This is a genomic window from Bradyrhizobium sp. KBS0727 (genome assembly GCF_005937885.2).
In the GTDB taxonomy this organism is placed as follows: domain Bacteria; phylum Pseudomonadota; class Alphaproteobacteria; order Rhizobiales; family Xanthobacteraceae; genus Bradyrhizobium.
Genome location: NZ_CP042176.1, coordinates 3,993,129 through 4,006,737, shown reverse-complemented (window position 1 = coordinate 4,006,737; position 13,609 = coordinate 3,993,129). Strand labels below are relative to the sequence as shown.

The 13,609-nt window shown below is 62.3% G+C and carries 15 protein-coding genes; 6 read left to right on the top strand and 9 right to left on the bottom strand.

Going from position 1 to position 13,609, the window contains the following annotated elements; translation table 11 throughout:
* Positions 1-70 precede the first annotated feature (70 nt).
* Entirely contained in the window at positions 71-313 is a 243-nt protein-coding gene (locus FFI89_RS18505; protein ID WP_138839003.1) for a hypothetical protein, read from the top strand.
* Between the two features lie 237 nt (positions 314-550).
* On the opposite strand, the gene FFI89_RS18500 is transcribed toward FFI89_RS18505, so the two are convergent.
* The 5 genes from FFI89_RS18500 to FFI89_RS18480 are packed head-to-tail and all read right to left on the bottom strand — an operon-like array spanning position 551 to position 4,509.
* Complete coding sequence (locus tag FFI89_RS18500; protein ID WP_138839001.1) at positions 551-1,315, bottom strand: ABC transporter permease; 765 nt, start codon at positions 1,313-1,315, stop codon at positions 551-553.
* A complete protein-coding gene (locus FFI89_RS18495; protein WP_138838999.1) occupies positions 1,312-2,076 on the bottom strand; it encodes an ABC transporter permease in 765 nt (254 codons plus the stop codon). The genes FFI89_RS18500 and FFI89_RS18495 overlap by 4 nt, the downstream gene beginning before the upstream one ends.
* Complete coding sequence (locus FFI89_RS18490; RefSeq protein WP_138839386.1) at positions 2,073-2,861, bottom strand: ABC transporter ATP-binding protein; 789 nt, start codon at positions 2,859-2,861, stop codon at positions 2,073-2,075. Before FFI89_RS18490 ends, FFI89_RS18495 begins: the two co-directional genes overlap by 4 nt.
* Positions 2,862-2,909: 48 nt before the next feature.
* A complete protein-coding gene (locus FFI89_RS18485; protein WP_138838997.1) occupies positions 2,910-3,608 on the bottom strand; it encodes a GntR family transcriptional regulator in 699 nt (232 codons plus the stop codon).
* A 10-nt stretch (positions 3,609-3,618) separates the two neighbouring features.
* The gene (locus FFI89_RS18480; RefSeq protein ID WP_138839384.1) at positions 3,619-4,509 is read right to left on the bottom strand and encodes an ABC transporter substrate-binding protein; all 891 of its coding nucleotides are present in this window, start codon (positions 4,507-4,509) and stop codon (positions 3,619-3,621) included.
* 119 nt (positions 4,510-4,628) lie between these two features.
* On the opposite strand from FFI89_RS18480, the gene FFI89_RS18475 reads away from it, so the two are divergent.
* The 3 genes from FFI89_RS18475 to FFI89_RS18465 all read left to right on the top strand — a co-directional run bounded on the left by FFI89_RS18475 (position 4,629) and on the right by FFI89_RS18465 (position 7,646).
* Positions 4,629-5,624 carry a fumarylacetoacetate hydrolase family protein gene (locus tag FFI89_RS18475; protein ID WP_138838995.1) on the top strand — a complete coding sequence of 332 codons (996 nt, stop codon included), beginning with the start codon at positions 4,629-4,631 and terminating at the stop codon, positions 5,622-5,624.
* A gap of 32 nt (positions 5,625-5,656) precedes the next feature.
* Entirely contained in the window at positions 5,657-6,433 is a 777-nt protein-coding gene (locus tag FFI89_RS18470; RefSeq protein ID WP_138838993.1) for a cyclase family protein, read from the top strand.
* A 112-nt stretch (positions 6,434-6,545) separates the two neighbouring features.
* A complete protein-coding gene (locus FFI89_RS18465) occupies positions 6,546-7,646 on the top strand; it encodes an amidohydrolase family protein (protein ID WP_168212935.1) in 1,101 nt (366 codons plus the stop codon).
* Between the two features lie 157 nt (positions 7,647-7,803).
* Here the strand turns inward: FFI89_RS18465 and FFI89_RS18460 are convergent, their stop codons facing one another.
* Positions 7,804-8,100: a hypothetical protein gene (locus FFI89_RS18460; RefSeq protein ID WP_138838989.1), complete on the bottom strand. Its 297-nt coding sequence runs from the start codon at positions 8,098-8,100 to the stop codon at positions 7,804-7,806.
* 367 nt (positions 8,101-8,467) lie between these two features.
* On the opposite strand from FFI89_RS18460, the gene FFI89_RS18455 reads away from it, so the two are divergent.
* Positions 8,468-10,288: a carbamoyltransferase C-terminal domain-containing protein gene (locus FFI89_RS18455; RefSeq protein WP_138838987.1), complete on the top strand. Its 1,821-nt coding sequence runs from the start codon at positions 8,468-8,470 to the stop codon at positions 10,286-10,288.
* A gap of 25 nt (positions 10,289-10,313) precedes the next feature.
* On the opposite strand, the gene FFI89_RS18450 is transcribed toward FFI89_RS18455, so the two are convergent.
* The gene (locus FFI89_RS18450; RefSeq protein ID WP_138838985.1) at positions 10,314-11,462 is read right to left on the bottom strand and encodes an OpgC domain-containing protein; all 1,149 of its coding nucleotides are present in this window, start codon (positions 11,460-11,462) and stop codon (positions 10,314-10,316) included.
* Between the two features lie 253 nt (positions 11,463-11,715).
* Here FFI89_RS18450 and FFI89_RS18445 point away from each other — a divergent pair, with 253 nt between their 5' ends.
* On the top strand, positions 11,716-12,021 hold the full coding sequence (locus tag FFI89_RS18445) for an ETC complex I subunit (RefSeq protein WP_138838983.1): 306 nt from the start codon (positions 11,716-11,718) through the stop codon (positions 12,019-12,021).
* 96 nt (positions 12,022-12,117) lie between these two features.
* Here the strand turns inward: FFI89_RS18445 and FFI89_RS18440 are convergent, their stop codons facing one another.
* Positions 12,118-12,615, bottom strand: coding sequence for an Lrp/AsnC family transcriptional regulator (locus tag FFI89_RS18440; protein WP_138839382.1), 498 nt, complete (start codon positions 12,613-12,615; stop codon positions 12,118-12,120).
* A gap of 11 nt (positions 12,616-12,626) precedes the next feature.
* Positions 12,627-13,334, bottom strand: a complete 708-nt coding sequence (locus FFI89_RS18435; RefSeq protein WP_138838981.1) for a TetR/AcrR family transcriptional regulator — start codon at positions 13,332-13,334, stop codon at positions 12,627-12,629.
* Between the last annotated feature and the right edge of the window lie 275 nt (positions 13,335-13,609).

Here is a 13,609-nt window from a genome sequence, read left to right as displayed (position 1 = left end):
CGGGGCGGTGCATGCTGCACGCATGTTGTCGCGCGTGCGCAATCATTTCAGGGATGCGAAGTTCGCCCGCATGAGTAGCGGGACGTACTGCATCATCCGCGATCTCGGACTGGTCAAGGGCGGCAAGGGCATGCGGCATCATGAGGTGCTCGTTACCTTCAGCCTCGGTGCGCTCGGCCGCTCGATCGGGCTGGTGCGCGGCGATCTTGCAGGTGTGAGCAAGCGGCGGCTTGCGTGGCTGCGACGCGTGCCGGAGCGGCTGGGAGTGGACGTCAATTCGGCTTCGGTGCCGGAAAGGGCGTCACAGCCCTGATCCTGTGCGGCGCGCGCAGTTGCGCCGCCAGCCTAACGCGCTGCCGCTCTCAGTGGATATAAAATGCCCCGCCGCGCGCAGCCTGTAACGACCGGCGAGAACGGGGCAGTCTAGGAGAAAACGGCGAGATCGCCGGAACGATGCGGAACGTCTCCGCCCCGCATCATACCGCATCAGATTCAATTTTTCGGATGGCGGCAGCATTGACGTGGATCAAACGGCGCGCCCCTCGTTGAATCAGCGCTGCGAAGCCTGCCACGCCAGCAGTCGGTGCTCGGCGAGCGACATCGCCATCGACGTCACATAGCCGGTCACGCCGAGCAGGATGACGCCGGCGAACAGGTCGGCCGAGCGAAAGGCCCGCGCCGAGAGCAGCACCCAGTGGCCGAGCCCGTCGAGGCCGGCCAGGATTTCGCAGACCACGGCCAGGATCAGCGCCACCGTCAGGCTGAGGCGCATGCCGGCGAGAATGTCCGGGCTGGCGGAGGGGAGCGCAATTTTGACGATCACCGCGAGCGTCGACATTTGCAGCGACCGCGCCACCTCATAGAGGCGGGGCTCGACCGCGGCGAAGCCATGGACGGTCGCCAGCATGATCGGCCAGATCGCACCGAACGAGATCACGAACAGCGCCATCGCCTGCGTCAGCCCGAGCATCGCGATCGCGACCGGAATGATCGCCGAAACTGGCAGTGGCCGCAAAAATTCCAGCGACGGCGCCACATAGGTCCGCATCTTCGGCGACGATCCGATGACGGCGCCGAGCGCGATGCCGGCAATGGAAGCCGCGAGCCAGCCATAGGCCATGTGCTCGATCGTGCCCGCGAGCTTGGTTGCGAGGTCGCCGGTGGAAAATCCGCGTACCAGCGAGGCCCAGGCGCGGTCGGGCCCGGGCAGGAACACCGGCGACACCAGTTTCAGGTTGGCGATCAATTGCCAGAGCGCAATGAAGCCGGCGGCAACCGCAAAACTCGCCAGGCGCCAGAGGATGGTCGATTTCACGGGCTGTCTCCGCTCAACGCAGCGCGGCCGAACAGGCGGCGCTGTGCCACCACCAGCAGAATGTTTAGCGCGTAGCCGATGGCGCCGATCCAGACCAGATAGGCCAGCATCAGGTCGGCGCGCAGCGCCTGCTGCGCCAGCATGATGCCGGCGCCGAGACCGATCGGATTGATCGCGATTTCGACGGTCACGGCGACGATCAGCGCGATGCCGGCGGCCAGCCGAAACGCCACGAAGATGCGCGGCAGTGCTGCGGGGATGATGATCTTCCAGACCCGCTGGGCGGCAGGCAATCGCAGCGCGCGCGCGACCTCCATCAGCCGCGGCTCGATGCTGCGCACGGCGGCCCGGCTCAGGATCAGGATCGGCCAGACGCAGGCAAAGGCGACGATGACGATTTCCATGCGGTAGCCGAAGCCGAGCGCGATCAGTGCGATCGGCAACAGTGCAATCGAAGGGATCGGCCGGATCGCCTCGACGGTCACTTCCATCAGGCGGTTGAGGGTGTTGGAGAGCCCGAAGGCGATACCGAGGGCAAGGCCGATGATGCTGCCGATCGCGAGACCCGCGAACGCCGCGAACAGCGTGTCACGGGTGGCGGTCAGGATCGAGAAATCGGCGATGGCGCCTGCGAGCGCCAGGATGATCTCGCTCGGCGGCGCGAGGCTGTCGCTTTGCAGATGCGTGGCGCGCGCCCAGACCTCGAACGCCACGAGCACCGCGACCGGCAGCACCAGCGCTTTGGCGGAATTGCCGCTCACTGTTCGGTCGCCTTGATGAAGTCGAACAATTGCCGCCGCAGCCGTAAAAATTCCGGATGCTCGCGGGTCGACAACTGGTCGCGCGGGCGCGGCAGGTTGACCGGCAGTTCGATGCCGATCCGCCCCGGATGCGGCAGCAGCCCGATGACGCGATCGCCGAGATAGATCGCCTCGTCGAGGTCATGCGTCACGAAGATCACGGTGGCGCCGCTCGCCGCCACCAGCGACAGCACCTCGTCCTGCAGTCCCTGCCGCGTCATCGCGTCGAGCGCGCCGAACGGCTCGTCCATCAATAGCGTCTTCGGTTCCTGCGCCAGGCAGCGGGCGATCTGCAGGCGCTGCTGCATGCCGCCGGACATCTCGGCCGGGTATTTGCCGGCGTGGCCCGGCAGGCCGACCGTGCGCAGCAATTCCTCGATGCGGGCAGGGCGCTCGGCGGCGGGCATGCCGCCGGCTTCGAGCGCCAGCGAGACGTTGCCCGCAGCTGTCCGCCACGGCAGCAGCGCCTTGCCGTAATCCTGGAACACGATCGCGATCTCGCGGCGCGGCTCGCGCATCGGCTGGCCGTCGAACGTCACCTTGCCGCGGGTCGGCTGATAGAGCCCCGCCGCGAGGCGCAGTGCCGTGGTCTTGCCGCAACCGGAGGCGCCGACGATGCAGAGGAACTCGCCCGGCCGGACGCCGAGGCTCAGGTTCTCGATGATGGTCTTGCCGCCAAGTTCGAGGGTCGTCTCGGCAAACGCGATCTGCGGTGCGGGAGCGCCGGGGACGGGATCGAGGCGCATCTGGGCATTTGCCGTCACTTGGGCTTTCATGGCTGGGCTTTCATGGCGTCAGCTCTCGTTGCCGCTGGGGTAGACGATGTCCATGGTCGAGCGCAGATGCGCTTCCAGCATCGCCTGCGAGCCCTGAACGTCACGCCCGATCACGCGTTCGGCCAGCAACTGGTGCGCGCGGACGAATTTCTTGCCGCTGTCGAACGAGCGCATCATCACGCGGCGGTAACGATAGGCCTGGTCGTAGAGATCGGAATGCGCGGCGAGCAGGCGCTTTGAGCCGCAGGCCGCCAGCAGGGCGGTATGAAAGCCCTTGTGCAGCCGGTCGAAATCCTCCGCGCCCTCACGGAATTCGTCGCCGGTCCGCTCGATGTGGCGGCGCATCTGGTGCAGAGCGCTGACGATGCCGGCCTCCCAGGCGTCGTCGCCGTTGCTGATCGCAAGCCTGATCGCCTCGATCTCGATCGCCGTGCGCATCAAGGTGATGTCGAGCAGATCCTCGCGGCTGATATCGGCGACGCGAAAGCCGCGTTGTCCGGTGCCGACGATCAGCCCGCGCGACATCAGCCGCGACAGGCCCTCGCGCAATGGCGTCGCGCCGATGTCGTAGCGCTGCACCAGATCGACGATGCCGAGCCGGGATCCCGGCGCGAGCAGGCCGGCGAGAATGTCCTGCTCGACGAGCGTTGCCGCGCGCTCGCTCAACGTTGCGGCTTCGATCACCGGTTGGCTCGCAGTGCGTTCTTGAGCCGGCATGGCGCGACCCTCATTTCAGGATGAGCTTGTTGGGTTCGAGTTTGGACTGCAACATCTTCTGCGACGACATCACATCGATCCACCAGGCGAGCTGCTCGGGCCTCAACGCCGGTTCGGAGCGGTTCGGCGGCGTCATCTTGACCAGATCGATCGGCTGCTTGGTAAACCTGGAAATCGAGGCGGAGGCCTTTTCGCGATCGTTGTTGACGATCTCGGCGGCCTCGGTGATCGCGTCGCGGAATTTCTTGATGGCAGCCGCGTTCTTGTCGGCCCATTCGCGCGAGCTGGCATAGAAGATGATCGGATCGGTACGCGCCAGCTCGACTGCGTAGCGCGCGCCGACCGAGCCCAAGCCCGCATTGGTCATGCGAGTCACGAACGGCTCCGCCGTCAACACCGCGTCGACGCCACCAGACTTGATGATGTCGGACATGGTCGGGAAGGTGACCTCGACGAAATTGACGCTTCTGGGATCGACGCCCTTTTCGACCAGCCATTTCACGAACAGCACGTGCAGGAAGGCATTGAGGCCGGGCGCGCCGACCTTCTTGCCGACGAAATCCTTGGGCTCGTTGATGGTGATGCCGTTGCGGACGAAAGCGGTGATGTTGCCGTTCGACACCGGGTTCATAACGGTGGCGCCGGCGATGCCGACGAGGTCCAGCCCGCCGTCGGCGGCCTGCAGGAACACGGTCGAGGTTGGCCCGCCGATCTGGATCGAGTTCGACAGGATCGCCGCCGGAATGTTCGAGTTGATGCCAATCGGCGTCATCTCGACCTCAAGTCCGTGCTTTTTGAAGATGCCTTCGTCGACCGCCACCATGGCGGAGGCGCAATCCGACGTCGCGGTGCAGCCGACCTGGATCTTGGCTTGTGCCAAGGCGGTGCCTGTCAGCGCCATGCTGATGGCAAACGTCGCGATGATCTTCTTCACTGCGGTTTCCCCATTTACATTTTTAATGCTTGATTATCGATATTTTCTTTGAACATATATTACATCCGAAGGCAAGGGGTGGTCACATGAAACTCGCAACGTTCAAATCCGGCGGTCAGGACAAGGTCGCCATCGTACATTCCGGCGACAGCCGCCTGTTCGATCTGGCTGCGGCAGCCATCCGCGACGGCGGCAATCCGGCTTTCGCTTCGATGCTTGCCCTGATCGATGCCGGCGACGCCGCCCTCGAGCAGGCCGCCAAAGTGTTCGACAGGCACGGCAAGGATGAGTCCCTGTCGGCGCCGGTTGAAGGTGCCGACATCCTCGCGCCGATCCCGGAGCCGCGGCAGATGCGGGACGGCATGTCGTTCCCGCTGCACATCCTGCAGGCCCCGCGTGGACAGTTGAAGCTCGCCGCGCGCGCCAACAACGACATGGCCGAACTGGCGCGGATCGATGCCGAACCGCTCGGCGAATTGCCGGAGGTCTATCGCAAGCAACCGATCTACTACATCACCAACCGGTTTAGCGTGCGCGGCACCAACACGACCGTTAGGTGGCCGCGTTACAGTCAGGTGATGGACTACGAATGCGAATACGGCGTCATCACCAAGAACAAGGGCGCCAATATTTCCGCGGCCAAGGCCAAAGATCACATCTTCGGCTACACCATCTTCAACGATTTCTCGGCCCGCGATGCCCAGCGGATCGAAATGGAAGGCCGGCTCGGACCCGCCAAGGGCAAGAGCTTTGACGGCGGCAATGTGATGGGACCCTGGATCGTCACGCCGGACGAGATCGGCGATCCCTACAAATTGAAGATGGAAGTCCGCGTCAACGGCAAGATGCGGTCGCAAGGCGTATCCGACGGCATGCTGTTTCCGTTCGAGGAGATCATCGCGCATGTCACCAAGGATGAAACGTTGATGCCGGGCGAGTTCATCGGCTCGGGCACCGTCGGCAATGGCTGCGGACTGGAGCTCGGCTGGTACCTCGAACATGGCGACAGCATCGAACTTGAAGTCGAAAAAATCGGTATCCTGAAGAACCGGGTCGAACGGCAAGACACGAAGGCGGCTTAGGCCCCCAACAAAAACAGAGTGAGGAAAACGCCATGGCGCGCAAATTGATCGACATCTCCGTTCCCCTGCAAAACGACGTGCCCGCCGATCCGCCGGGCGGCCACCCGACTATCCAGTACATCGATCACCAGCAGGGCCTGCCGCGGATGCTGCAGTTCTTCGACGGGCTGAAAGCCGAGGATCTGCCGGACGGGCAGGGCTGGGCGGTCGAACAGGTGCAGCTCTCCACCCACAACGGCACGCACCTGGATGCGCCCTGGCACTTCCATCCCACCATGAACCGCGGCGAGCGTTCCTGGACGATCGACGAAGTGCCGCTGGAGTGGTGCCTGCAGCCCGGCGTGAAACTCGACTTCCGGCATTTTCCCGACGGCTATGTCGCCACCGCCAAGGACGTCGAAGCCGAGTTCAAGCGCATCGGCCATACGCTGTCGCCGCTGGAGATCGTGGTGGTCAATACCAGCGCCGGCGTCAAATACGGCCGGCAGGATTACGTCACGTCGGGCTGCGGCATGGGCTACGAGGCGACCATGTACCTCTTGGAACGCGGCGTGCGGCTGACCGGCATCGACGGCTGGAGCTGGGACGCGCCGTTCGTCTATACCGCGAAGAAATATGCCGAAACCCATGACGCCAGCCTGATCTGGGAAGGCCACAAGGCCGGCCGTCATATCGGTTACTGCCATATCGAAAAGTTGCATAATCTCGAGCAACTACCGTCGACCGGGTTTATGGTGTCGTGCTTCCCGGTCAAGATCGAGCGCGCCTCGGCGGGCTGGACCCGGGCGGTGGCCATTCTCGACGGCTGATACCGATAGCGTTTTCGAGCGAAGTGGACGCCGGTTCGCGTGAAGAAAAGCGTCAAAATTCAAAATAATGGCTCCGCGTTTAAAGGAAAAACAAAATCTAGGGGAGAACGACGTGACGGAATTGCGTATGCCCGCGTTGCGCGGGTGCTTTTGCTGCGGCCAGGACAATCCGTCATCGTCCGCACCGTCCAGGCGCGGCTTCATGCTCGGTGCCGGCGCGCTGGCGCTGGCGACCGCTACGGGAGGCGGTCGCGCCGTGGCGCAGGCCACTGCCGAGACCAAGCCGTTCCGCATCGACGTCCATCATCATCTGTCGCCGCCGAGTTACGTCACGGCGTCGAACGAGCTCGGGTTCGGCGAAGGCCTGATGCGGAGCTGGACTATCGAGAAGTCGCTCGCCGACATGGACAAGACCGGCACCGCTACCGCAATGCTGTCGGTCACCACCCCCGGCATCAATCCGGTGAAGCCCGATGCGGCGCGGCGGCTTTGCCGCGAGTCCAATGAATATGCCGCCAAGCTGGTCGCGGACTATCCCGGGCGGTTCGGCAATTTCGCGATGCTGCCGCTCAGGGATGCCGACGGCAGCCTGCGCGAGATCGAATACGCTTTCGATACGCTGAAGGCCGACGGCATCGCGTTGATGACGAGCTATGGCGACAAATGGCTCGGCGATCCGCTGTTTTTGCCTGTCATGGAGGAACTCAACCGCCGCAAGGCGCTGGTCTACACCCATCCGACCGCGGCCAATTGCTGCGTCAATCTCGTTCCCACGCAACAACCGGTCATGATCGAGTTCGGCACCGACACGACGCGTACCATCGCCGACATCGTCTTCTCGGGCAACGCGCAGAAGTTTCGCGACATCCGCTGGATCTTCTCGCATGCCGGCGGAACCATGCCGTTCCTGATCGAGCGCTTTGTCCGCAACCCGTTGCTGGAACCGAATGTGAAGCCGACCGTGCCGGACGGAACGTTGGCCGAGCTCAGGCGCTTCCATTACGACACCGCCCAGACCTCGAACAAAAGCGCGATGTCGGCGCTGGCAGCGATCATCCCGCCGTCACAGATCGTGTTCGGAACCGATTTTCCATACCGCACCGGAGTGGATCACGTGAAGGGACTGCGCGAGGCCGGCGTTTTCACGGACGAACAAATCGCGTCGATCGAACGCGGCAACGCGCTCAAGTTGATCCCGCGGCTGGCAAGCTGACCGGCAGGCTGGTTGCGGCAGGGCCGCGTTTGTGGCGCGGCGGACGTTAGAATTCGTTCAAAGACAGATCCGCGCACATCGGCAAAGAAAAAGGCGCGCCGTTTGTGCGGCACGCCTGAAACTTGTGGTCGATCGCGCAGTGGCGATCAGGTCTCGGTTACCACCTGCAAACGCGGGCGCCGTAGGCATTCCACCAGCAGCGCGGACCGGGGCGAACGATCACGCCGCCACCGTAGTAGCCATAGCCGCGACCGTAACCATAACCATAACCACGGCCATAGCCGCGGCCCCAGCCACCGCCGCGTCCCCAGCCGCCGCCGCGACCGCCACCGCGCCAAGCCTGCGCCGGCGAGGTCGTTGCACCAACCAGAATCGCAGACGTGCTGGCGACATAGACGAACAACAAGGCCAACGCTGCGAGGCAGCGCGTCAGGATATTGTAGCGTTTAGTCATTCGAGGATCTCCCGGTCACTTCCAAAACCACCGAACTTCGGCACTGTCCCACTTAGACGCCTGAGAATGCTTTCGGTTCAGATGGGCTAAGACAATATTTTTACTAAGGTTCTTGCGGGCTTTAGGGACTTTATTGAGAAGGGAATATAAGGTCAAGTTACAGTCCGGTTGCGGCAGATTTGCGGATTTTGCCGTTCATCTTTCTGAACGTCGTTGGTTGTGCGCTGCAGAATTTGGGTGAAGACTCCGGCAAGGCGCCGCCAGCAATCCAAAGGCCGCGCCAGCAATTTAAGGCCACGCCAGCAACTTGATGTCGACACGATTCCCATCTCTCAGCGCACGGCGATCCCCGCCTTAACGAGTCCCCATGCCCAAACAACAGACCTATGTCCTCGGCCTGAACACCTATGACCATGACGTGAGCGCCTGCCTGTTGCGCGACGGCGCCATCGCGTTCGCGATCGCCAAGGAGCGGATCACGCGAAACAAGCATGCTTCCGGCTTCTACAAGGAAGTGATCGATTATTGCCTGCAGGCCGAAGGCATCACGCTCGATGACGTCGATCTGATCGTGCGCAATTGCTACATCCTGCCGGTTCCGGAAATGGAAGAGCGGCTGGTGTATTTTGACGCGCCGGGCTTTCTTCCGGAGTTCGAGCGGGGTGAGGCGGCGAAGCACCCGCTCTATCGGTCGGGGCAGGACAAGGTGGTCACGATCTCTCACCACCTGGCGCACGCCTACAGTGCGTTCGCGGTGTCGCCGTTCGAGGAAGGCGTCGTGATGATCGTCGACGGCGTCGGCAGCTACCAGTCCGACGTCATGGAGTCCTATCCTGCGACCGATACGGCGACGCCGCTCGCACGCGAGTCCGAGAGCTACTACAAGTTCAAGGGGACCGAGCTCGAATGCCTGAAGAAGGTCTGGATGGAGCCGGACCGCGGCTTCCTGAGCGACGAATTTTACAACATGCCCGGTCTCGGCGCGCTCTACAGCCGGGCCTCGACCTACATCTTCGGCGACTGGAACAAGTGCGGCGAACTGATGGGGCTCGCGCCCTATGGCCGGCACGACCAGGTCAAGCACCTGCTGGAGCTCGCCGACGGCAGGTTGCAGGTGCCGCGCTGGACCGGCGATTTCAAGCAGCCCCACATCTTTGACGGCAGCAGCTGGGAGAAAAGTCCCGCGATGCGGCACTGGGAAGATTTGGCCTGGCGGGTGCAGGACGACACCGAAAACGTGCTGCTCGCCCGCGCGCGCTGGCTGCGCGAGACATCAGGGGCGAAGAACCTGTGCATGGCCGGCGGCGTCGCGCTCAATTGCGTGGCGAACGGACGGGTGGCCCGCGAAGCCGGATTCGACAATGTCTGGATCCAGCCGGCGGCGGGCGATGACGGCATCGCGATCGGCTGCGCCTATTACGGCTGGCTGGAAATCCTGAAGCAGCGGCGCAGCTTCGTCATGGACCATTCCTATGTCGGCAAGCCCTATAGCGAACAGGAGGCCGCCAGCGCGCTGCGGAAGTTCCTGGTCCGGATTCAGGTCGACGCCAAAAGAAGTGACAATGTCTGTCGTGACACCGCAAAGCTGCTCGCCGATCAGCGCGTGATCGGCTGGTTCCAGGACCGCTCGGAGTTCGGGCCGCGGGCGCTCGGCAATCGCAGCCTGCTGGCGGATCCGCGCAAGCCGGAGATGAAGGACATCCTCAACAGCCGCGTCAAGCACCGGCAGGCGTTCCGGCCGTTCGCGCCGATCGTGCTCGCCGAACGGATGAAGGAAGTCTTCGAGGGTGAGGAGGACTCGCCCTTCATGCTGATCGCAAAACCGGTCCGCCCTGAATGGCGCGACAAGATTCCGGCGATCGTGCATGTCGACGGCACCGCGCGGGTGCAGACCGTGCGCGAGGCGACCAATCCGATGCTCTATCGTCTGCTGAAGGAGTTCGAGGCGCTGACCGGCGTTCCCGTGCTGATCAACACCTCGTTCAACATTAAGGGCGAGCCGATCGTGGAAACGCCCGAGGATGCCGTGGCCTGCTTCCTGAATACGGGGATCGACAACTTGATTCTGCACGACACGGTGGTCGCAAAGACCGCGATGCACAGGGTGGTGGCGCCGCTCGTCAATACCTTCACCGATGTCGCGACACTGGTAGCATCGACCCAGCCGGCCGGAGCGGGGACCGGCTGAGAACGCGGGCCGCCTCAGTCCGCGCTCAGGCGGGCTTCGGTACGGGCGGTTTCGGCAGCGGCTTGTCCTGCCGCTTCGACCAGGAAATGTAGTAGGCCACGATCGTCATGATCGCGATCCCGGTGACGCTGACGAAGATTTGCGCGAACAGCGAGCCCGAGCTCATCGACAGCTCGAAATGCCCGACAAAGGACAGGAACACGCCGACGCAGAACACAGCAAGCGACTGCTGACCACAGACGATCAGCGGGTCGAACACCTTCCACTCCAGGCCCGGCCAGTCTTTGGGCACGAAGCGGATCACCATGATCACGATGACGACGAAGTGGAGGAAACGGTACGGTGCCAGGTTGGTCTTGTCGTTCGGGTTGAACGTCGAATACAGCCAGTGCGGGAACATCGCCCCGAAATCCGGGAACTTGCCGGCCATGGTCATGACCAGCCCGAGGATCAGGTAGCCGATGCAGAACCAGAGCGTGACCGGGTGATTGATCAGCGCCATCGACCTTCGGGCGCCGCCAAGCGCGCACCATGAGCCGAACACGAACAGCACCTGCCAGCAGAACGGATTGAAGTACCAGGTACCGGCCGGGTAGGCCGGCAGGTTCCAGCCGGTTTGCCGCGACACCAGCCACAGCGCGATCGCGGCCACCATGGTCCAGTTGGGTTGGCGCAGCATCATCCACAGCACCGGCGGAAACAGTCCCATCAGCACGATGTAGAGCGGCAGCACGTCGAGATTGACCGGCTTGAACTTCAGGAACAGCCCCTGCCGCAGCGTTTCGGTCGCATTATCGACCAAGCCGACGACGTTGAACTCGTTGACCAGTTCGGAATCGCCGAACCGCAGCGCCAGATAGCTGATCGAGGCGATATAGATCACGAACAGGATGATATGGGCGACGTAGAGCTGCCAGACGCGCTTGGTCAGCCGCGTGGCGCCGACGATGAAGCCGCGGTCGAGCATCATCCGGGCGTAGACAAACGAGGCGGTATAGCCGGAGATGAAAACGAACAGGTCGGCGGCGTCGCTGAAACCGTAATTGCGGGTCGTGATCCAGTTCACGACGTTGTCGGGGATGTGATCCAGAAAAATCGCCCAGTTCGCGACCCCGCGAAACAGGTCGAGCCGGAGGTCGCGTCCTTTTTCGGGCAGGGTGGCGTTGATTTTCATGGGTGCCGTTTCGACGTGATGCTTTCGGGAGGATCGGGCCGCCAGATCAGGTTCGAGATTAGCCTTGAGATCGTCCCTGGGCCGCCGGGAGGCCCAAGATTGTCACAGTGCAGCATAATGACTATACCGGTTCAGAACTGGTACATTCGGGGTTACGGAATCACCGTCGAGTCCCCGAAATGTGTCTGTATACTATCCCTGATGTTTCCGCCAAACGGTTCCATGTCGCATATCTCTGAAGGTCCTACCATCCATGACCGCACGCATTTTTAAGCCCGCCAAAAACGCGATGCAATCGGGGAGGGCCAAAACCAGGGAATGGCAGCTCGATTACGAGCCCGAGCAGCCCCGGGCGATCGAACCCCTGATGGGCTGGACCTCGTCCGGCGACATGAAACAGCAGCTCACCCTGCGCTTCGATACCAAGGAAGAGGCTGTGGCCTATTGCGAGCGCAAGGGCATCGCCTACCAGGTGATTGAGCCCAAGAATTCGGTTGAGCGCCAGGTTGCCTATGCCGACAATTTCGCCTTCCGGCGCGGTGAGCCTTGGACGCATTAGGCTGGACCCATTGGGCTGGACCCACGATAGCGTTTTCGAGCGAAGTGGACGCCGGTTCGCGTAAAGAGAACGCGTCAAAACAAAAGAGGGCCGGCGCTATTCCACCGGGACGGATGCGACCGGCAGACCCGGTATCGGCAATGGCTCATCCTTTGCGACGCCGAGCACCGGCAAGCTCCTGATATTGCGGACACTTGGCATCGCCGCAAACTGCAGCAGCTGCTGGTGCATTCCCTCGACGCTGAGCGCGACACATTTCAGCAAAAAATCGGCTTCTCCCGAAAGCCGCCAGCATTGCTGGACGAGGGGTATGGCCGCAATCGAACTTTCGAACGCCTGTACCGTCGCCTGGGCCTGGCTCTGCAACTGGATCGACACGAAGGATGTCACCTCGTAGCCGAGCAGCCTTTCGTCGAGCGACGCGCGGATCGTCTTGACCACGCCGCGCTCGCGTAACGCGCGAACGCGCCGGCGACAGGAAGGAGGCGAGAGGCCGACCCTGTCAGCCAGCTCATTGTTGCGGATGCGCCCGTCGTTCTGCAGTTCGGACAATATCCGCAGGTCGATATCGTCGAGCTGTTGATGTTCTGTCATGTGCGCCTCGATCAATCGCGCTGCTGGCCGGGCGCAACGTTCCTGGAAGACCTGCTTGTCTTTCGAACCGGACTTGTCCGAGCAGGACTTGTTCGGACGGGACTTGTTCGGACGGGATTTGCCCTCCCGCCGGGGGTAACGCTCGACAGAACCAGCTTCTCGTGGGCGGCGACGATGTCCTCGCGGGTCAGTCGTCCGCCCGGCCGGTACCACGTGCAGATGCCGGTAAGAAGCGCCAGGATCGCAAACGTCGCCACCTGGATATCGACGACCTCGAATGCGCCTTCCGATACGCCTTCCGCGAGAATTTCCGTCAACCGTCGCTCGTATGCGCCGCGCAACTTCACGATCGCGTCGTAGTTCTTCGGTTCGAGGCTTCGCAGTTCGGAATTGGCGATGAAGACCTCGCGCTTCTTCGTCATGTGGTAGGTGACGTGGAACGCGACGAAGGCTGAGAGCTTCTCGGCCGGCCGCTGTTTCCCCTGCAGGGCAAGATCGAGCTGACGAAGCAGTTCGTTGATGTGGTCCTGCACGAGGTCGAACAGCAGTTCCTGCTTGGTGCTGATATGATTGTAGAGCGACCCGGCCTGGATCCCGACCGCGGCGGCGAGCTGCCGCAGGCTCATTGCCGCATAGCCATGTTCGAAGATGAGGCGCAGCCCCGCTTTGCGGATCGCCTCCATCGTTTTCGGGCCGTATGAGCCGATCGTGCGCGCCATGAATTTTCTGGAAGCCGTCCTCTGGGAGTCCGTATTTGCTCGATATGGACCTGAAACAAGCAAACGATTGTATGTTTATTACACGAAATTACAGCAATTTCAATGATCTGGGTGCGCCGCCTGGCGATTTGCCAATGCTGCTTGCGATCCATTTAAAAAAACGTATGATCGTTTAATTAGATGGCGCTTCCGACGTGTCGAATTCAAAGATCCATGCAGGCTGAAAGAAAGATCCATGCAGGCTGAAAGGGAGGCATCCATGAGAACGCCAGCAG